This window comes from Sulfurospirillum barnesii SES-3, assembly GCF_000265295.1.
Lineage (GTDB): Bacteria > Campylobacterota > Campylobacteria > Campylobacterales > Sulfurospirillaceae > Sulfurospirillum > Sulfurospirillum barnesii.
The window spans coordinates 1,005,256-1,022,370 of sequence record NC_018002.1 but is presented as its reverse complement, the minus strand read 5'-3'; the positions used below and the strand labels follow the sequence as shown (position 1 = coordinate 1,022,370).

Annotated in this window: 20 protein-coding genes; 13 read left to right on the top strand and 7 right to left on the bottom strand. The window is 40.0% G+C overall.

All coding sequences use genetic code 11. The features are described from left to right. Window positions 1-19 precede the first annotated feature (19 nt). A complete protein-coding gene (locus SULBA_RS05215) occupies window positions 20-319 on the top strand; it encodes a sll1863 family stress response protein (RefSeq protein WP_014769230.1) in 300 nt (99 codons plus the stop codon). Between the two features lie 61 nt (window positions 320-380). Beyond that, window positions 381-671 carry a sll1863 family stress response protein gene (locus SULBA_RS05210; RefSeq protein ID WP_014769229.1) on the top strand — a complete coding sequence of 97 codons (291 nt, stop codon included), beginning with the start codon at window positions 381-383 and terminating at the stop codon, window positions 669-671. 142 nt (window positions 672-813) lie between these two features. Here the strand turns inward: SULBA_RS05210 and SULBA_RS05205 are convergent, their stop codons facing one another. Together SULBA_RS05205 and SULBA_RS05200 are read right to left on the bottom strand one after the other, a co-directional pair. Continuing rightward, entirely contained in the window at window positions 814-2,844 is a 2,031-nt protein-coding gene (locus SULBA_RS05205; protein WP_014769227.1) for an FIST N-terminal domain-containing protein, read from the bottom strand. Further along, entirely contained in the window at window positions 2,841-3,554 is a 714-nt protein-coding gene (locus tag SULBA_RS05200) for a response regulator transcription factor (protein WP_014769226.1), read from the bottom strand. Before SULBA_RS05200 ends, SULBA_RS05205 begins: the two co-directional genes overlap by 4 nt. A 197-nt stretch (window positions 3,555-3,751) precedes the next feature. Between SULBA_RS05200 and SULBA_RS05195 the strand changes: the two genes are divergently transcribed. From SULBA_RS05195 to SULBA_RS05175, 8 genes are all read left to right on the top strand, one after another. After that, entirely contained in the window at window positions 3,752-4,129 is a 378-nt protein-coding gene (locus SULBA_RS05195) for a PA2779 family protein (RefSeq protein WP_014769225.1), read from the top strand. Continuing rightward, window positions 4,126-5,052: a PA2778 family cysteine peptidase gene (locus SULBA_RS05190; protein WP_014769224.1), complete on the top strand. Its 927-nt coding sequence runs from the start codon at window positions 4,126-4,128 to the stop codon at window positions 5,050-5,052. The genes SULBA_RS05195 and SULBA_RS05190 overlap by 4 nt, the downstream gene beginning before the upstream one ends. 350 nt (window positions 5,053-5,402) lie before the next feature. Next, window positions 5,403-5,552, top strand: a complete 150-nt coding sequence (locus SULBA_RS12960; protein WP_014769223.1) for a hypothetical protein — start codon at window positions 5,403-5,405, stop codon at window positions 5,550-5,552. A gap of 2 nt (window positions 5,553-5,554) precedes the next feature. After that, the gene (locus SULBA_RS12955) at window positions 5,555-5,896 is read left to right on the top strand and encodes a BON domain-containing protein (RefSeq protein WP_050985276.1); all 342 of its coding nucleotides are present in this window, start codon (window positions 5,555-5,557) and stop codon (window positions 5,894-5,896) included. Window positions 5,897-5,908: 12 nt separating this feature from the next. Then, window positions 5,909-6,337: a BON domain-containing protein gene (locus tag SULBA_RS12950; protein WP_172634071.1), complete on the top strand. Its 429-nt coding sequence runs from the start codon at window positions 5,909-5,911 to the stop codon at window positions 6,335-6,337. 14 nt (window positions 6,338-6,351) lie between these two features. Then, a complete protein-coding gene (locus SULBA_RS12945; protein WP_014769222.1) occupies window positions 6,352-6,501 on the top strand; it encodes a lmo0937 family membrane protein in 150 nt (49 codons plus the stop codon). Between the two features lie 32 nt (window positions 6,502-6,533). Then, the gene (locus SULBA_RS05180; RefSeq protein ID WP_014769221.1) at window positions 6,534-6,824 is read left to right on the top strand and encodes a sll1863 family stress response protein; all 291 of its coding nucleotides are present in this window, start codon (window positions 6,534-6,536) and stop codon (window positions 6,822-6,824) included. A gap of 169 nt (window positions 6,825-6,993) precedes the next feature. Then, on the top strand, window positions 6,994-7,914 hold the full coding sequence (locus tag SULBA_RS05175) for a phosphoglycerate dehydrogenase (RefSeq protein WP_014769220.1): 921 nt from the start codon (window positions 6,994-6,996) through the stop codon (window positions 7,912-7,914). A gap of 248 nt (window positions 7,915-8,162) precedes the next feature. On the opposite strand, the gene trhA is transcribed toward SULBA_RS05175, so the two are convergent. The 5 genes from trhA to nifH all read right to left on the bottom strand — a co-directional run bounded on the left by trhA (window position 8,163) and on the right by nifH (window position 13,529). Then, window positions 8,163-8,801 (bottom strand): PAQR family membrane homeostasis protein TrhA, encoded by a 639-nt coding sequence (gene trhA / locus SULBA_RS05170; RefSeq protein WP_014769219.1) that lies wholly within the window; start codon window positions 8,799-8,801, stop codon window positions 8,163-8,165. Window positions 8,802-9,073: 272 nt separating this feature from the next. Continuing rightward, window positions 9,074-10,618, bottom strand: a complete 1,545-nt coding sequence (gene nifK / locus SULBA_RS05165) for a nitrogenase molybdenum-iron protein subunit beta (RefSeq protein ID WP_014769218.1) — start codon at window positions 10,616-10,618, stop codon at window positions 9,074-9,076. Between the two features lie 10 nt (window positions 10,619-10,628). Next, a complete protein-coding gene (gene nifD, locus SULBA_RS05160) occupies window positions 10,629-12,083 on the bottom strand; it encodes a nitrogenase molybdenum-iron protein alpha chain (protein WP_014769217.1) in 1,455 nt (484 codons plus the stop codon). Between the two features lie 29 nt (window positions 12,084-12,112). Further along, window positions 12,113-12,472 carry a hypothetical protein gene (locus SULBA_RS05155; RefSeq protein WP_014769216.1) on the bottom strand — a complete coding sequence of 120 codons (360 nt, stop codon included), beginning with the start codon at window positions 12,470-12,472 and terminating at the stop codon, window positions 12,113-12,115. A gap of 145 nt (window positions 12,473-12,617) precedes the next feature. Next, on the bottom strand, window positions 12,618-13,529 hold the full coding sequence (gene nifH, locus SULBA_RS05150; RefSeq protein ID WP_014769215.1) for a nitrogenase iron protein: 912 nt from the start codon (window positions 13,527-13,529) through the stop codon (window positions 12,618-12,620). A 482-nt stretch (window positions 13,530-14,011) separates the two neighbouring features. On the opposite strand from nifH, the gene SULBA_RS05145 reads away from it, so the two are divergent. From SULBA_RS05145 to SULBA_RS05135, 3 genes are all read left to right on the top strand, one after another. Then, window positions 14,012-16,153, top strand: a complete 2,142-nt coding sequence (locus SULBA_RS05145; protein ID WP_014769214.1) for a methyl-accepting chemotaxis protein — start codon at window positions 14,012-14,014, stop codon at window positions 16,151-16,153. Window positions 16,154-16,373: 220 nt separating this feature from the next. Further along, window positions 16,374-16,664: a type VII toxin-antitoxin system MntA family adenylyltransferase antitoxin gene (gene mntA, locus SULBA_RS05140; protein ID WP_014769213.1), complete on the top strand. Its 291-nt coding sequence runs from the start codon at window positions 16,374-16,376 to the stop codon at window positions 16,662-16,664. Further along, a complete protein-coding gene (locus SULBA_RS05135; RefSeq protein WP_245391444.1) occupies window positions 16,648-17,037 on the top strand; it encodes a HepT-like ribonuclease domain-containing protein in 390 nt (129 codons plus the stop codon). The genes mntA and SULBA_RS05135 overlap by 17 nt, the downstream gene beginning before the upstream one ends. Window positions 17,038-17,115: the final 78 nt, after the last annotated feature.

Below are 17,115 nucleotides of genomic sequence, written 5' to 3'. Positions count from 1 at the left end.
CAAAACAGAAGGAAACACAATGAACGATAAAGAGATGCTTTACTATCACACGAAACAAACACAACTCAATGAGTGGAAAGCAGGAATGACACAGATTAGGACACAAGCCTTAGCCGCACGTGTTCATCTGCAAGTCGCCTTAATCAAACACGTTAAACTGCTTGAAGTCCAACTTGAAGAGGGAAAAACATGCCTTACTCAATTAATGAACACCACAGGCAGTGGATTTGAATCTGCTAAAAAAACATTTGAAGTTGCATGGGAAAGTATTATTAAATCACTTGAAGATACAACAGCAAAGTTTAAAGCAATTGTCTAAACAAGGAGTGCACACGCACGCCTACCATCAAAAAACCACATCACACTCTTAAGGATTTACAATGAGCGATAAAACAGTCTATGAACAACACATCAAAGCACACTTTGACGAATGCAGTGCCAAAGTGGATGCCTTTAAAGAAGAAGCTTCCAAAGCCAATGAAACAGCGCAAATCGAGATGCACAAACACATCCAATACCTTGAAGAAAAAATGAGTGAGGGTAAAGCCAAACTTGACCAACTCGTTTGTGCAAGTGAAGAGAAATTTGAGTCTATGAAAAAAGAGGTTGAATCCATTTGGCAATCCACCAAATCTACCCTACACCACGCTTCAAAACACTTTGGCAAATAAAAGCTTCGCCTCTCAACGTAAAAGAGGGAAATCCTCCCTTTCTTACGTCTGTTTACATGTAACTATCATTCGCACACCATCAACAAGGGTAAAATAAGAATCATCGCATCTTTATGGGATAGATGCGCTCTAAGGACTTGTTTTACTTCACTACCTGCAAGGGTTCCTTCATTCCAATAGGAAAATCTATCGTAATACATGCCCCACCTTCAATGTTTTTGCTAGCAATAGTTCCTTTGAAATGCTTTTCGATGATGGTCTTTGCCATGTACAATCCAAGCCCCGTCCCCGTAATGCCTTTACTCGACACATAAGGCTCAAACATTACGTTAATCATCTCAGGTGCGATGCTTCCACCATTATCGGAAATCGTAAATCGGTACATGGCTTTGAGCGCTTTGTATTCACACACGATAAAAATTTTGCCATTTTCATTGTGTTGTTCCACAATGGCATCTTTGGAATTAGAAACAATGGAGAGCAAGACTTGAACCAATTCACTGCCGTAAATAAAGAATTTTTTATCATCTTTGAGCGTGATTTCTAAATCAATTTTGTACATTTTAAGTATTGGGTCGGCAAGGGATTGGAGTTGTTCGCAAATCATCGAAGCACTGTGCCACTCTTTTTTGACATCGGGTTTAAAAAAGTTTTTAAAATCTTCAATGGTATTAGAGAGATAATTCACATTGCGATCCACCACGCCAATATCGGTGAGCAATTCTTCATCTTTGGTTGTGGCATTAAGGGCGACAAGGCGCATTTTGCTGATGACCATTCCAATGATGGAGAGAGGTTGACGCCATTGATGGGCTATCATGCTGAGCATCTCGCCGATAATGGCAGAACGTGCTTGGATGATGATAAGCTCTTCTGATGCTAGATAGCGCTTTACTGCCTCATCGACTTTGTCATTTAAGGTTGAGTTTAATGCCCCCAACTCCAATGCCGTTTGCCTACCTATGTGCAACAAGGCATCAAACGTTTCTGAATACCGATGATTGATGGCACTCTTTTTTTGAGGCAACACAGAAGATACCAGTGTGCTCATTTTATTGCTTGTATTTGCCTCTTTTAGCCCTAAAACTGTCATCGTTTCATTGAGCAAAAAGTTGCATTTCTGGTCACAATCGTGAAAAAATTCTCCGTAGGTAAAAAAGCCTGTCGTGGGTGCGATGGAAGAGAGACCTTCAAAGTCATTATGGGCATCTTCACCTAAAAAGTTTTTGCGTGTCATGCACGAAAAAACCATCACTTTCTCAGGACCAAATTCTGCTAAATCCGCAATAATTTCTCTGGCATCCGCCAAAATCGCATCGATGTCACCAAAACCAAATTGAATGATTTCACCCTCAGAAATATTGCCCGCAAAAACCACTGAACCATCCCCATTTAAACGGATGGGCGCACGACCTATCAAATGCCCTTCTTTATAAAAAACAAACGGAAATTCTATACCTCCAAGGGGAAGTTTTTGCGCTAAAGCAGAGCCTAAGTACTTTCGGTACAGCTCAAGTACCGAGATGTTATCCACCGTATAGATACAATTTTTATCGGCACGTGTCACCTTAAATTTTGGTCCCATAGGCGCCCAGTTAAAACTTTTGGTGTGATAGACTTCTAACGTATCGCTGATAAGATAGCCTACTACGATGGATTTAGAGTGGACGTGTGTATCGCAAAAGATAAAACTCTCTTCATACCGACCATTATCGCCTGCTAGTCCTCCTGCAACGACTAAAGAAGGAGCAATGGAGTTCACACCATCCATCAAAAAGTCACCATTGGTCACGATGCCATCAGCCACGATAATTGCGACTTTAGCACCCAGTTTCACACCCTCACCTGCTATCATCTGACCTGCTTTAAACGAGTCAATTTCCGCTGAAAAAAGTTCAATTTTTAAAGTCGTACTCTCAAAGGTCGTTAAAGAGAGGACAAAAGAGTGTACCATAACCTCTGTTTCAAAGATTTCACCATCGGTGGTTGAACCCATGATGGAGGCTTGGGGGAGAAGTGTTTTGATGCTTGAGAGTATCTCTTGATTGATGGCTTGGTCATCAATGCCTGAGTAACACATTACAAAAATATTGGGAGCCAAACTTAGCTCTTTTTGAACGATAAACAGAGCAAAATCTTCGTGCGAAACAAAACGATACGTATAGATTTTCATGATGCTTTCTCCTCAAGTACAATAGAATATCCAATTGTACTGTGTGTCACAATGGCACTTTCACCGATTTTTGTTCTTAATTTTTTAATCAATGTCTTCACGGAACTGTTAGCAATGCTTTCAAATTCCCACAAATATTCCTCAATCACGCTTTTACTCAAAATAAGATGTTGATTTTTAACTAGCAAAGAAAGCAATGCAAGCTCTTTTGGGGTGAGATCAATAATTTTACGGCTTGCTGTCGTATAGACAACCTCATCTATTAAATCAAACGAAACACCCCCTTTAAGCGCATACGTTTTAGAAGAGCGATTTTCCATAATCTCAATGGAGCGTCTAAGGGTTGCAAAAAGTTTTTCAAGGGTGACAGGTTTTGTCAAGTACGCATCCAGTCCCAATGGAATTGCCGCATGCAAAAAGTCTTTTTCAAAACATGCCGTTAAGAAGATGACAGAGATGGCTGAGCGCTCGGAGCGAATCTTTTGAATGAAATCAATCCCATTAATTTTTGGCATATACACATCCGTAATAATAAGATCAATGGGGTGATCTTCGATAATTTCATATGCCTCTTTGACGGATAAAACAGCGTAAACCTCTAAAAAATAGAGTTTTAAGATAGCACTAAGATAGTCTAAAAACTCCTTTTCATCATCAACACACAAAACAGTATAACGATTGCAACATGACATAACACCTAAATCTAACATCGTGCATCCTTTGTAAAAAGGCAAAATAACGCTATAGCACAACTTCACTATAGCGCAATTTTTACTCTTTGGCGCTATGAAAAATAAACTAAATCACCATAACCAAAAAATAACCATGGCTTGTTACGATGACACCGTAACAAACCTCGTGCTTACTCTAAGCTTGTACCTATTTTTTACCTAAAAAGGAGTTCATCATGAACACTGCAAAATTACTCATTACCTTTTTTATGTCACTTTCTCTTTTTTCGACAACACTGTTTGCTGAAGTCATCAGCACAAAACACTTACTGCATGCGTCAAACTCACAGGTAAGTATCGATACATTTCTTAACAAGCAAGAAGTGCAAGAGAAACTCTTACTTTTAGGGGTAAGCCATGAAGACCTGCAAGGAAGAATTGCAACACTCACGGATGAGGAGATTGCTCAAATCAACCATGAAATTGACACACTCCCTGCTGGTGCTGGAGCGGGTGCCATCATCGGTGTTATCGTGTTTATTTTTCTTGTGCTTTTAATTACGGATATCTTAGGGTATACAAAAGTGTATAATTTTACAAAGAGTGCACAATGAAACGCTTATTACTTTTATGCGCCACTATGGTGCTCTTTGTAGGCTGTGCCTCTAAAAATTATGACTATTTATCAAGTGATAAATCCATTCTTGAGTCCAAAAAACTCTCATTGGCAACGTACCCTCAAAAAGAGTATTTTTGTGGACCTGCCTCTTTGGCGACGTTACTCAACCATCAACACATTGAGTTTGTGTACGGTGATATTGTTGGTAGTACTTTTACTCCCCAACTCAAAGGAAGCTTACAAGTAGAGATAAAAGCAACAGCAAGGCGTTATGGACTTATTCCCTATGCTATCAACCAAAACCTCGCTGCTGTTTTAAGTGAAGTTTCTACCAACAGACCTGTTTTAGTACTTTTTAATTTAGGACTTCCCTCTGTCCCTGTATGGCACTATTCTGTTGTAACAGGTTTTGATAAAAATACAAAACAAATCTACCTTTCCGCAATGAAAAACAATCAAACGACAATGAGCTTTGATGAGTTTGAAACATTTTTTGAGCGTGGAGGAAGTTGGGCTATTGTTGCACTCAAACCGCCATTATTGCCTGTTGCTTCCAGTGAAATAGAGATGATAAAGGCGATTGTAGATATGGCAGAGGTTGGCTATAAAGAAGAAGCCAGACAAACCGCCATGATATATACTAAACAACATCCTAACTCGTTTTTAGGCTCTGTCATGTTGGCAAATATTGACTACGATATGAAAAATTATATGAATGCAACGGCTGAATACAAACGAGCACTTGTCTTAAAACCCAATGACCCTGTTGTTCTCAATAATCTAGCACAATCCTTGCTTAAAGAAAACAAACTGCTTGAAGCAAGACAATACGCACTTGAGGCCGTCAATGCAGGGGGTATGTTCGTTACAGAATCTCAAACCACACTTGAAGAGATCAATCGAAAACTTCAACAATAGTATTCTAAAACTATCTTTACATGTAAAGCATTTTGTTTTACATGTAAAGTGTTTAAATATAACTAAAAAGTAACCTAAGCATCGTAAGATGTTTACATGTAAAAGAGATTTCAGCGCTTCCTCAACAATGAGAACGCTTGATGAGCTTTATTTTACATACCCTGTACCGCCGACTGGATAAAATGGGTCAAGACAATGCAAGGTATCCAGTAGCTCTTAGGAGTTTTAAGAGGTGACCTTTTGACGTTTAGGCATTTACGAACATCACGTTCAAAATAAACTGTAAGTCCTGTGCTCTTCATGCTCGATGCACGACCTCATATCTATCGACCAAAAAAAAAGGAAATATCATGTTTAACAACCAAAACAAAAACAACTCAAATGACCCTAAAAAAGGCTTTGTAAACCCAGATCCAAAGAAAGATGCACCTAAAGTAACTGAGCCAAAAAAAGATGAAATCAAAGCAGATCCAAAGAAAACAGAAGCGGTAAGAAAGTGAAAATGCCACAAAATGCGAATGTCATCACGTTTGAACACTCGTTTGCTATCGCAGCCATTTGTATTGCGACATTAATAGCTCTTAATACATCCGTATTTGCCTCAAATGTAGACGACACTATAGAGTCATCTTTCAAAAAAAGTTATGTTTACAGAACTTACTTAAAAGATGAAAACATCAAAATCAAAGCTAAAGATGGGGTTGTGGTATTATCAGGTGAAGTCTTTGATGATGCGCACAAGCCTATGGCTGAGAGCACCGCTGAGGCATTAGCGGGTGTTAAAAGTGTTGAAAATAACATTGTTATACGAGAAGACCGCTTGCCTGAAAACTCTGACACATGAATACGAATGAAAGTGCAAACCTCCCTTGTTTTTCATAGCCAAGTCAGCGCCAGTAAAACAGAAGTCTATGTTCAAAATGGTGTTGTGACCCTCAAAGGTATCGCCTCAAGCGCTGCTAGAAGAGATCTAACAACAGAATACGCCAAAAAAGTTGAAGGGGTTAAAAGTGTTAATAATCAAATGAAACTGATAAAACCTGAAACTATGGCAGAAAAAATAGACGATGCCTCCATTACAGCTCAAGTAAAAATGACCCTTCTTCTTCACGGCTCTACCAGTGCAATCCGTACAAGTGTTACCACCAAAGATGGTGTGGTTTCAGTGAGTGGAAAAGCGCAAAACAGTGCCGAGATTGATTTGGTTACAAAACTTGTTGAAGATGTTGAAGGTGTTTCAAATGTTATCAATACCATGAGTGTTGATGCGTCATTGAAAAATTAATCAAGGAGACTCTCATGTTATACACCATTGCTCTTTTACTCATTATTATGTGGGCACTCGGTCTTGTGACAAGTTATACCATGGGAGGATTCATCCACCTTCTTTTGGTCATAGCACTTATTGTAGTGCTTGCAAGAATTATTCAAGGTAGGCGTGTTTTATAACACAGGATTAAAAAAATAAGAAAGGCTATATTATGAGTGACAAAGAACTCTACATACAAAAAATCCAATCAGAAATCAATGAATGGAAAGCACAAATTGAGCTTTTTAGAGCAAAAGCATCCTCCGCAACGGCTGATGCAAAAATCAGTATTAACAACAATATTAAAGCGTTTGAAGAAAAAGTAGAAGAAGGCAAAGCCAAATTAGAAGAGCTGTCAAAATCAACAGAAAGCACGTTTGATTCAATGAAAAAAACATTTGAAACCAAGTGGGAAATCATCAAAACGGCTATCAAAGATACGACCAAAAAACTAAACGCTTAAATGTTTTACCAGAGATAAAAGAGAGTTAAGATGCTCTTTTATCTCTCCCTCATAAACTTATATTTAAAAAATCCTCTTATTCTATAATGTTATCTTTAATCTTCTTCATCGTTTTTCAAATTCATTGTGTAAAATAATATTATATTGTTACATGTAAAAAGGAAATACTATGAAAATTGCTGTTCTCTCTCCTTTATTTTCCCGCTCATCTGAGTTGGTCGCAGAGCTTAAAGCACACTTTAGCGATGTACGCCTTAATGCCGATAATGCCTTGAAAACCCCCACAGACATCATCGCTTTTTTAGAGGACGTTGAAGGGGCGATAGTAGGACGAGAGGTCATTGATGAGGCTATTTTAGCGCACACACCTTCGTTGAAAATCCTCTCTCGCTATGGCGTGGGACTGGACAATCTTGATGTGGAAGCGATGAAAAAAAGAGGCATTGCTCTGGGATGGAGTGGAGGTACGAACGCCAACTCCGTTGCAGAGATCACCCTAAGCTTTATGCTCTCACTCATTCGTAACCTTCACATCTCCACCACACTCTTAAAGCAAGGTATTTGGAAGCCAAATGGTGGACGAGAACTGAGCGGTAAAACCATTGGTCTCTTTGGTTTTGGGCACATCAGCAAACGGGTGATTGAGCTTTTAGCACCCTTTTCATGCACCATTTTGGTTTACAATCGCACCCACAACGAAGCAGAAGCCAAACGCTATGGCATCACTTTTGCGAGCAAAGAGGAGATACTCGACAAAGCCGACATCATCTCCATTCACCTGCCTCTCACTCCTGAATCACACGGCATGTTTTCAAGCAAAGAGTTTGAGCGCATGAGGCGTGATGCGTTTATCATTAACACGGCTAGAGGCGGAATTATCGATGAAGAAGCGCTTAAAATTGCACTTAAAACAGGGCAAATCGCAGGGGCGGCTCTCGAAGCTTTTGCCAAAGAGCCCGTGGAAGATAAAGAGCTTATCGCCCTACCAAACCTCATCTGCACCCCACATTTAGGCGGTAATTCTAAAGAGAGCATTTTAAATATGGGATACAGTAGTATTGCTCATTTAAGGGATTTTTTTAAGGGATAATGCACGTAATTATTTTTTGTCTTAGCTAGTATGTTAAACGTAAAGCCTTAAAATGCTAATTTAGCCTATCCCATTTATCTTGAAAAAGTGCCAAAATACCACCTTTGTTTTTATTGGAAATCATAATGAAATGTAAGAAGAGAATACGTAATATATTGTATATTTTACGTAGTTATTTTCATGTTCGTCAAAATTAAATTTAAACTCTGAAAACTCTCAACTTTGGCTAGTGTTCTAAAATATAAGCCCTACGCTAAAATGAGTAGTAACACCATAAAGAAGTGAAAGACAGAGCCAGCTAGGACAAAGAAGTGCCAAATAGCATGATTAAGATGCAGTCTTCTCCACACATAAAAAATAATGCCAACCGTGTAGGTAATGCCACCTGCTACTAATAATGAAAGTGTCAATGTGTCAAGATGGGCTAGAAGCGTTTTGAAAACACCTACAACCATCCACCCCATAGCAATATAGAGAACTAAGGATGAGCGTGCAAAGCGTTTTGGAAAAAAAAGATTGAGGCTCGCACCCAGTGCAGCAATTGCCCATGCAATGCCAAAAAGTGTCCATCCCAACGCACCTTTAATGCCTAGTAAGCTGATGGGTGTGTAGGTTCCTGCAATAAGAATGTAAATAGCACCATGGTCAATGTTTTGTAAAATAGATTTGGTTCGTGGCATGAAAATGGCATGGTAAAGTGTGGAAGCGCTGTACAGAATGATTAAAGAGAGTCCAAAGACGATTGCACTAGCTATTTTGGTGCCATCGCCACTTTCTCCTGCATAAACACACAAGATACTAAGAGCACTCACACTCAGCAAAATCCCAATACCATGAATGCAACTATGCCAAATCTCTTCACGAAACGAGTAATCTCTTGATACCATAAGCGTGTCTCCTTTTAAAAGTCTTCTGAGCAATTCATTCATTATACTGCTATTTTGACACGTAGTGCTTACTTATTGCACAGAGCCTCAAAAAAGGATTTGATGCAAAAGTAGGTATTGTAAAGCTCAAAGAAAAAATGAACCATTTTTTAAAAAAGAACAGAATTATAGGAATATAGAGCTGGAGAATAGAGGGTTTGACCTTAAATTTTTTCCACCCAAACCTTAAAAATAAATTGTTACATGTAAAGAGAAGAGCCTAAGCCCTCCTCTTATCTTACGCAGTCAAAGAAGTAGTCGGTGGTGCCAATGCCTTTGGTCTCTTCATCGAGTTGGTCGAGCACGGCGTTGGTGATCCATGTTAAAAGATTTAAACACCCCTCGTATCCGCTGATGGAGTAGCGGTGCAAATGGTGTCTATCGAAAATTGGAAATCCAATGCGAATCAAAGGAATTTTCGTATCACGGTACAACTCTTTGCCGTACACATTGCCTATCATAAAGTCCACAGGTTCTGTGAAAAGTAAGCTTCTAAGCGCCCACAAATCTTTCCCCGCCCAGATGTGACACTCCTCTTTAAACGTGCCTTTATCTAAGATGGATTGCATCTCTTTTTCCCAGTTTTTGCGAGGTGCGTTGTGGCATACAACATGCACAGGCACAGCGCCCATTTCCACTAAAAAGGAGACGACACCTAGCAAAAAGTCAGGGTCTCCCCAGATGGCAAACTTTTTACCGTGCATATACGGGTAGCTATCTTGCATCGCATCGACCAATTGCGCTCGAAGTTTTGTGAGTTCCGAAGGGACGGGTTTACCTGTCAGTTCACTAAGCTTCATCACAAACGCATCGGTTCCACCTAAGCCAATAGGATTACATGTAAGGTAGTCGTGTTTCCACTCGTTTTTGATGTACTTGCCTGTCGCTGGTGTGGTGTACTTTTGCAAAGAGATGGTCGCTTTTGCGCCTTTGGCACTTTTGACAACATCCATAGGTGTACCGCCTGCATAGAGTTTATACTCTCCAGCACCTGTGTTCCATTGCTCTTCATGGTCGCCTAGCATCACAATTTTATCGCTAAACATGGCGGCGATTTTTTTCACCTCTTTAAGACTTCCCAAATAACTCTCAAACCCAGGAATGATGTTAATACGCTCCTCATCTTTCTCCACTTCTCCCTCAGGTGTGAGTGTCTTAAAAATGGCTTCCATCATGTTGTCATACCCTGTGATGTGACTGCCTTTAAAAGAGGGTGTGTGTGCCGCTGGAATATACGTCGTATCGAGTTCTCCCTGTGCATCCGTAACCGCACCTTTGACAAACGCATCCAAATCATCCCCAATAACCTCTGCCATACATGTGGTCGAAACGGCAATCATATCAGGCTTATAAAGCGCTTTACAGTTACGTAAGCCCTCTTTCATGTTTGAAAGTCCACCAAAAACCGCCGCACTCTCACTCATCGAATCACTCACACACGGTGTTGGCTCTTTAAAGTGACGGGTAAAGTAACTTCGAAAGTACGCCACACACCCATGACTTCCATGCACGTAAGGCATGGTGTTTTCAAAGCCAAGGGCTGCCATCACCGCACCTAAGGGCTGACACGCTTTAGCAGGATTGATGGTAATGTGCTCACGTGCTAAGTTTTTTTCACGGTATTCCCATGTGGTTGTCCACTTAGAAATCTCAATGACTTTTTCAGGGTTAGTCGCACCTGCGTGACCTTCAAACTGTTTTTTGTTGTTTAAGACCTCTTGATACTCTGGTTTTAAAAAGAGCTTTTGCCCGTTTACTATGTTTTCAATCTCTTGCATTGTGCTCTCCTTAATTCGATTCCCATGGTGCTTTGGTATGCGCCCACACAGGGGAGTTCATCGCCAAATCCATGTCTTTTGCGAAAATCGCAAATGCGTCATATCCGTGGTACGGTCCGCTATAATCCCATGAGTGCATTTGTCTAAAGGGTAAACCCATTTTTTGAAAAACATACTTCTCTTTGACACCACTTGCCACCAAATCAGGTTTGAGTTTTTTCACAAACTGCTCGAGTTCATACTCGTTCACGTCATCGTAAATCAGTGTTGCACGAGAAAGCTCTTCTTTGGTACGTTTATAATCATCTCCATGCCCAAACTCATACCCCGTACCAATCACTTCCATACCCAAATCTTCATACGCCCCAATGACGTGACGAGGGCGAAGACCACCGACGTAGAGCATCACTTTTTTGCCTTCTAGTTTTGGACGGTATTTTGCGATGACTTTATCGGTCATCTCTGTGTATTTGGCGATAACGGCTTCGGTTTTTGCCTGAATGCTCTCATCAAAAAAGGCGGCAATTTTGCGTAAACTCTCGGTCGTTTTGGTGGGACCAAAGAAGTTATACTCCATCCACGGCACGCCAAACTCTTGCTCCATATGACGTACCACGTAGTTCATACTTCGGTAGCAATGCAGCAGGTTGATTTTCGCTTTTGGTGCTATGGTAAGCTCCTTATAGGTTGCATCGCCACTCCATTGAGCAATCACCCTAAGCCCCATCTCTTCAAGCAAAATACGTGAACTCCACGCATCGCCCCCGATGTTATAATCCCCAATAATGGTGACATCATACGGAGTGCTTTCAAAATCTTTTTTATACGAGTTATCGCTTAGCACCTCATCACGGATGACATCATTAGCAATGTGGTGCCCCAAACTCTGGCTTACCCCTCGAAACCCTTCACAGGAGACGGCAACGGTAGGTTTTCCTGACTCTTTTTTGTACGCTTTAGCCACCGCTTGAATGTCATCACCAATCAAACCAATAGGACACTCACTTTGAATAGAAATACCATTGTTCAGCGGAAAAAGTGCATCAATCTCCGCCAAAGCAGCTTTGAGTTTTTTATCGCCACCAAAGACAATGTCTTTTTCTTGATAATCGGTGGAAAAGTTCATGGTAACATAGGTATCAACCCCTGTGGTTCCCACGTAATAATTACGTCGTCCAGCCCTTGAGTACTGACCACAACCAATCGGACCATGGCTGATATGAATCATATCTTTTACAGGTCCCCACACAACGCCTTTACTTCCTGCGTACGCACAGCCACGTTGAGACATCACCCCTGGAACGGTTTGTTTGTTGCTTTTAGTGCTATCGCACGCACCTTTAACACCCTCAGGCGCATCAACGCCTAGGTGTTTTTCTCTGCTTTTTCTCGCTTTTTCAGGATAAGCCTCAAGCACTTCCGCAATGGCGGCTTGTTGTTGGCTTAACAATGTTTCAGTTGTCATGCTCGTTTCCTTTTACATGTAACTCGCACTTAAGCGACTTTAACCCGATACAACAACATGTCATCAAGCTTTTTGCATACTGCTGCTGTTACGCCACCATCGACCGCTTTAGAAACCTCACTCATCTGATATTTATTGGTGTAATAAATCATTTTGTATTCCCCCTCAATATCTGATTTTTTATAGTAATCTGCCAATGCCGTAAAAAGAAAAGAGCCTTTTTCAACCCTTAAATCCTCTTGTTTCACACCATCACGGTTTTCGGAGATAAGAACAGCATAGCTAACATCGCTTAGGTCTCCTGCTTCACTGGTAACTTTCTCAACGACTTGTTCATGACTAATTTTATTTCCCATAGCTGCTGGGAAGTGGTATCCGCAAATAAACATAATGTGCTCCTCTTATAATTTTTATAACGTCAAAAAAGCAAAGCTCTTTTGACTACGTTAGCCACTAGGGCACAAAACAAGGGCTAAATGCCCGATGTTTCTCCGAAAAGCTTACCAACGTTGTTGGTAGAATTTTAATGTGTGCTTACGCTGTGGCTTTTTTACCGATAGCATCGGCTTCGACTTCTTCTTCTAAACCAAATTCCATTAACAAGGCTTCAAGGTCATCCATCTCGAGTGGTTTAGGGATTACTTTAAGGTCGTTAGCGATAATTTTACGAGCCAACTCTTTGTACTCAAACGCTTGGTCAGACTTATCGGCAAATTCAACCACCGTCATACGACGAAGTTCCGCACGTTGAACATGATTACTTCGTGGGACGAAGTGAATGAGTTGTGTGCCAATTTGTTCTGCTAAGTGTTTGGCTAAGTCGTATTCTCTATCTGTCATACGAGCGTTACAAATAAGTCCTGCAAGTCTCACGCCACCTGTATTGGCGTATTTTAAAATTCCTTTAGAGATGTTGTTCGCTGCGTACATCGCCATCATTTCACCTGACATAACGATGTAAATCTCTTGTGCTTTTCCCTCACGAATCGGCATCGCAAAGCCACCGCACACAACATCGCCCAAAACGTCATACGAGACAAAATCAAGCGCTTCATCGTACGCACCCTCTTCTTCTAAGAAGTTAATCGCCGTAATAACACCACGACCTGCACATCCAACTCCTGGCTCTGGTCCACCAGATTCGGTACACATAATGTAACCCTCTGTAATCGTCGTATCATCAGGATGAAACTCAGCCGCTCCAGGTTTACACACATCTTCAAGTTCTAAGTCCTCAACGGTTCCAACCTCGCTTGCTAGTTGCATAATGGTACATTGCGCTTTTTCATGCAAAATAAGACGGGTTGAGTCTGCTTTTGGGTCACACCCTACGATAAGAATTTTTTTACCAAAGTAGTGCGCCATCGCCGCGAGTGTATTTTGTGAAGTGGTAGACTTACCAATTCCACCTTTGCCATAAAAAGCAATTTGTCTGAGTTCTGACATTGTCTTCTCCTTGTGTGAGTTTATTTCACAAATGAGAATTGCATATAGTGTTCCGTAGAAAAATACTTTTGAAAAAAATAAAAATAGAAAGCAAAATGTTAATTGGTTTTAGTACATCATTCTATGTAGATGAGACTTAAACAGATGAAGCTAGACTTGAAAAATATCAAAGCTCATTTTTGTTTCCAATCTCAAAAAATTGCATGAGTGACTTAAAATGACGAAATAAAAGTTAAAAGTTTAACTCCAATCCCTATTATTTTTCATCATGCATTGATGATATGACGATTATTTTTAAGTAAATCTTGAATATTAAAATTATGGCATGAAGAAATTTGATTATATTTCTCATAATTCTAATATTTGTTACCGTGTAACACACATTCAATTAAGAAGTTTTATTTCAAGGAGTAAACACTTAATAGCAACGTTAGTGAATGGTATAGTTTATATACAAACAATAATAAAAAAGGGGGTGTGCGATGATATTTAAATCGATTCAAACGAAGATTGTTATGATAGCGGGTCTTTGTCTGATTTCAGCAGTGATTCTATTGGTGGGGTATGGGTTGTATTCATCTAAAAGCACACAAGATATTGTTTCCTCTGAGGTTTCTTCTTTATTGACGGAACTCAATATGGAGAGACTGCAAAATTTAGCCGGTGAGCAAAGTGGTACCATTCAGTCCGAATTGGAGTTGGCTTTGGATGCTGCACGTACAATGGCGAATACCTTTGAAGTCAGTAAACATAAATCTAAAGATGGTAAAGAAACTCTGGACATTGGCCGTGATCAGCTCAATGCGGTGCTTCTTAATGTCTTAAAACATAACAAAGGCTTTAATGGTACCTACTCCTGTTGGGAGCCAAATGCTATTGATGGGGCTGATGAGAACTTCCGTGTCAACAAAGACGGTAACAATCCAACGACTGGGCGCTTTACCCCTTATTGGACACGTGATGATAAAGGCAATATTGCCGTTCAACCATTAGTCGAGTATGACACCTACGACAAACATCCTAATGGTGTTCTAAAAGGTGGCTGGTATATTACCCCTCGTGAACAGAATAAAGAGAGTGTGCTTGGACCTTTGCCCTACATCGTACAAGGTAAGCAAGTGTTCCTAGCAACCATGTCTGTGCCCATTACTGTCAATGGTAAATTCTATGGTGTTGCAGGTGCGGATTATAACTTAGATTTTGTTCAGCAAATTGCCAAAAAAGTTGATGCAGAGTTGTTTGAGGCGCATGGACAGGTGTCCATCATTGCTGATAATGGTCTGTTGGTAGCCCAAAGCGAGAATCCTTCTATGATCGGAGGTCATTTTAAACAAGTGATGCCTAAAGGTTGGGAAGAGATGTATGCCGCTATTCAATCAGGTAAGGCGTTCGTTCGCATCAACGCTGATAGTGGCATGATAGAAACGGTTGCTCCCATCCAGCTGGGACAGACAGGTAAACCTTGGGCAGTTTTGATTCAAGTACCACGGGACATTATCTTGGCAAAAGCGTTGGTGCTGGATAAAAATATGAGCGATCGACTTTACAGCAATGCTTCGATGCAAGTTGTCGTTGGTTTTATCGTTGCTTTACTGGCTATTATTGCAATCTATTTTCTTACCACCAGTATTATTGCCAAACCTCTTTTAAACCTTAAAGAAACTGCCCATGATTTGGCAACAGGTGATGGTGATTTAACCAAAAAATTAGCTATTAAAAATCAAGATGAAATTGGTGATGCTTCCCATGAGATTAACCAATTTATCGATAAAGTTCACTCAACCATCAAATTAGCAAAAGAGACTAGTTCTGAAAATGCATCGATTGCGCATGAACTTTCAGCGACAACCCTGCAAGTGGGTAAACGCGTGGAAGACTCTTCAATCATCATTGCTCAAGCCACACACATGTCAAGCGAGACCAAACAAGAAATTGTCGCTTCCGTCAATGAAGCAAAAGCTTCAAAAGAAGAGATCGTTAAGGCAAATAATGAACTCCAAAGTGCTCGTAAATTCCTTCAAAAACTGGGACAGCGTGTTGAAGAGAGCGCGCAAACAGAGCAAGAACTTGCACAAAAAATCCAACAACTTAGCTCTGATGCCGATCAAGTTAAAAATGTTCTTACCGTCATCAGCGATATTGCTGATCAAACAAACCTTCTAGCACTCAATGCTGCCATCGAAGCTGCACGTGCGGGAGAGCATGGAAGAGGCTTTGCAGTCGTTGCCGATGAAGTACGCACCTTAGCAGAGCGCACCCAAAAAAGTTTGGTTGAAATCAACGCAACCATTAATGTCATTGTTCAAGCTATCACGGACAGCTCAGAGAGAATGAATGTTAATTCAGCACAAATCCAAGAATTAAACGCGCTCGCGGGGGATGTGGAAAGCAAACTGGATAACACTGTTTCTATGATGAATGTTGCAACCAAACTCAATGAAAAAACGGTTAACGACTACATCCAAACAGGTGAAAAAATCGATACCATCGTTTCCAAAATCGAAGAAATCAATACGTTATCAACGCAAAATACCAGAAGTGTGGAAGAAATCGCAGGGGCGAGTGAGCACCTCAATGAACTCACCACACAACTCAACGCCATCCTCAATAAATTTAGAACATAAGTTAAAGCCCTATTTAGGGCTTTAACTAAATGGACTAAATGGGGACAGGCTACTTTTTAAACTTTTCACTTTACATGTAAAGAAAAAGTAGCCTTTTTTTTCCGTAGAAAAACTCAAACAGAAAATTTTTTTCAAAAAGATAAGCCATTCCATTTTTTGATATACTTGTCCAAGAAGAATTAAATATCCCATAGTAAATGGGTAACGAAGGAGGTAAGCTATGAACAAAGATGCGATATTGACATACCTAAAAAATCACAAAGATGAGTTTGCACAAAAATATCACATTTCAAACCTTGCACTCTTTGGATCATTTGCACGCAATGAAAACCGTGAGGACAGCGATATTGACATTGCTATCGATACAAAACTAAGTGATTATTTTTTGCTTTATGATTTTAAAGAGAGCCTAGAGAAAGCATTTGATGCAAAAGTAGATATTGTAAGACTCAGAGAGAAAATGAATCCTACTTTAAAAAAGAGAATTTTACGGGATGGCATCTATGTATGATAAAGAGCTTGTACTCGATATTTTAGAACAGATTATCGAAGCAATAGGCATCGTACAAGAGCGATGCACATTTGCAAAGTGTCAAAATGATTTTATGGACACAAAAGAAGGTCAAGAAAAGCTCGATAGCATCTGTATGAAGCTCATCGCTATCGGTGAGAGCCTCAAAAATATCGACAAAATTACTGATAAAAAGCTTTTGGAGTCTTACCCAGAAATTGAGTGGAAAAAGATAAAAGGCATTCGAGATTTTATATCGCACCATTATTTTGATTTGGACGCAGAAGTGATATTTGGCATTTGTAAAAATCATATTGGTGATTTATTTACTGTGCTAAAACAAATGAAATATGATTTGAACAAAAAATTTTAAGAAGAATTTTAAATTCACTATAATCAAAAAGTTAAAAGTTTAGCTCCGACCCTTTTTCTTCCTTTTTAAATCTTTCAT

Coding starts and splice junctions, on each gene's coding strand:
- SULBA_RS05215 (WP_014769230.1), top strand. CDS start 20: ATGAACGATAAAGAGATGCTTTACTATCACACGAAACAAACACAACTC.
- SULBA_RS05210 (WP_014769229.1), top strand. CDS start 381: ATGAGCGATAAAACAGTCTATGAACAACACATCAAAGCACACTTTGAC.
- SULBA_RS05205 (WP_014769227.1), bottom strand. CDS start 2,844: ATGAAAATCTATACGTATCGTTTTGTTTCGCACGAAGATTTTGCTCTG.
- SULBA_RS05200 (WP_014769226.1), bottom strand. CDS start 3,554: ATGTTAGATTTAGGTGTTATGTCATGTTGCAATCGTTATACTGTTTTG.
- SULBA_RS05195 (WP_014769225.1), top strand. CDS start 3,752: ATGAACACTGCAAAATTACTCATTACCTTTTTTATGTCACTTTCTCTT.
- SULBA_RS05190 (WP_014769224.1), top strand. CDS start 4,126: ATGAAACGCTTATTACTTTTATGCGCCACTATGGTGCTCTTTGTAGGC.
- SULBA_RS12960 (WP_014769223.1), top strand. CDS start 5,403: ATGTTTAACAACCAAAACAAAAACAACTCAAATGACCCTAAAAAAGGC.
- SULBA_RS12955 (WP_050985276.1), top strand. CDS start 5,555: ATGCCACAAAATGCGAATGTCATCACGTTTGAACACTCGTTTGCTATC.
- SULBA_RS12945 (WP_014769222.1), top strand. CDS start 6,352: ATGTTATACACCATTGCTCTTTTACTCATTATTATGTGGGCACTCGGT.
- SULBA_RS05180 (WP_014769221.1), top strand. CDS start 6,534: ATGAGTGACAAAGAACTCTACATACAAAAAATCCAATCAGAAATCAAT.
- SULBA_RS05175 (WP_014769220.1), top strand. CDS start 6,994: ATGAAAATTGCTGTTCTCTCTCCTTTATTTTCCCGCTCATCTGAGTTG.
- trhA (WP_014769219.1), bottom strand. CDS start 8,801: ATGGTATCAAGAGATTACTCGTTTCGTGAAGAGATTTGGCATAGTTGC.
- nifK (WP_014769218.1), bottom strand. CDS start 10,618: ATGCAAGAGATTGAAAACATAGTAAACGGGCAAAAGCTCTTTTTAAAA.
- nifD (WP_014769217.1), bottom strand. CDS start 12,083: ATGACAACTGAAACATTGTTAAGCCAACAACAAGCCGCCATTGCGGAA.
- SULBA_RS05155 (WP_014769216.1), bottom strand. CDS start 12,472: ATGTTTATTTGCGGATACCACTTCCCAGCAGCTATGGGAAATAAAATT.
- nifH (WP_014769215.1), bottom strand. CDS start 13,529: ATGTCAGAACTCAGACAAATTGCTTTTTATGGCAAAGGTGGAATTGGT.
- SULBA_RS05145 (WP_014769214.1), top strand. CDS start 14,012: ATGATATTTAAATCGATTCAAACGAAGATTGTTATGATAGCGGGTCTT.
- mntA (WP_014769213.1), top strand. CDS start 16,374: ATGAACAAAGATGCGATATTGACATACCTAAAAAATCACAAAGATGAG.
- SULBA_RS05135 (WP_245391444.1), top strand. CDS start 16,648: ATGGCATCTATGTATGATAAAGAGCTTGTACTCGATATTTTAGAACAG.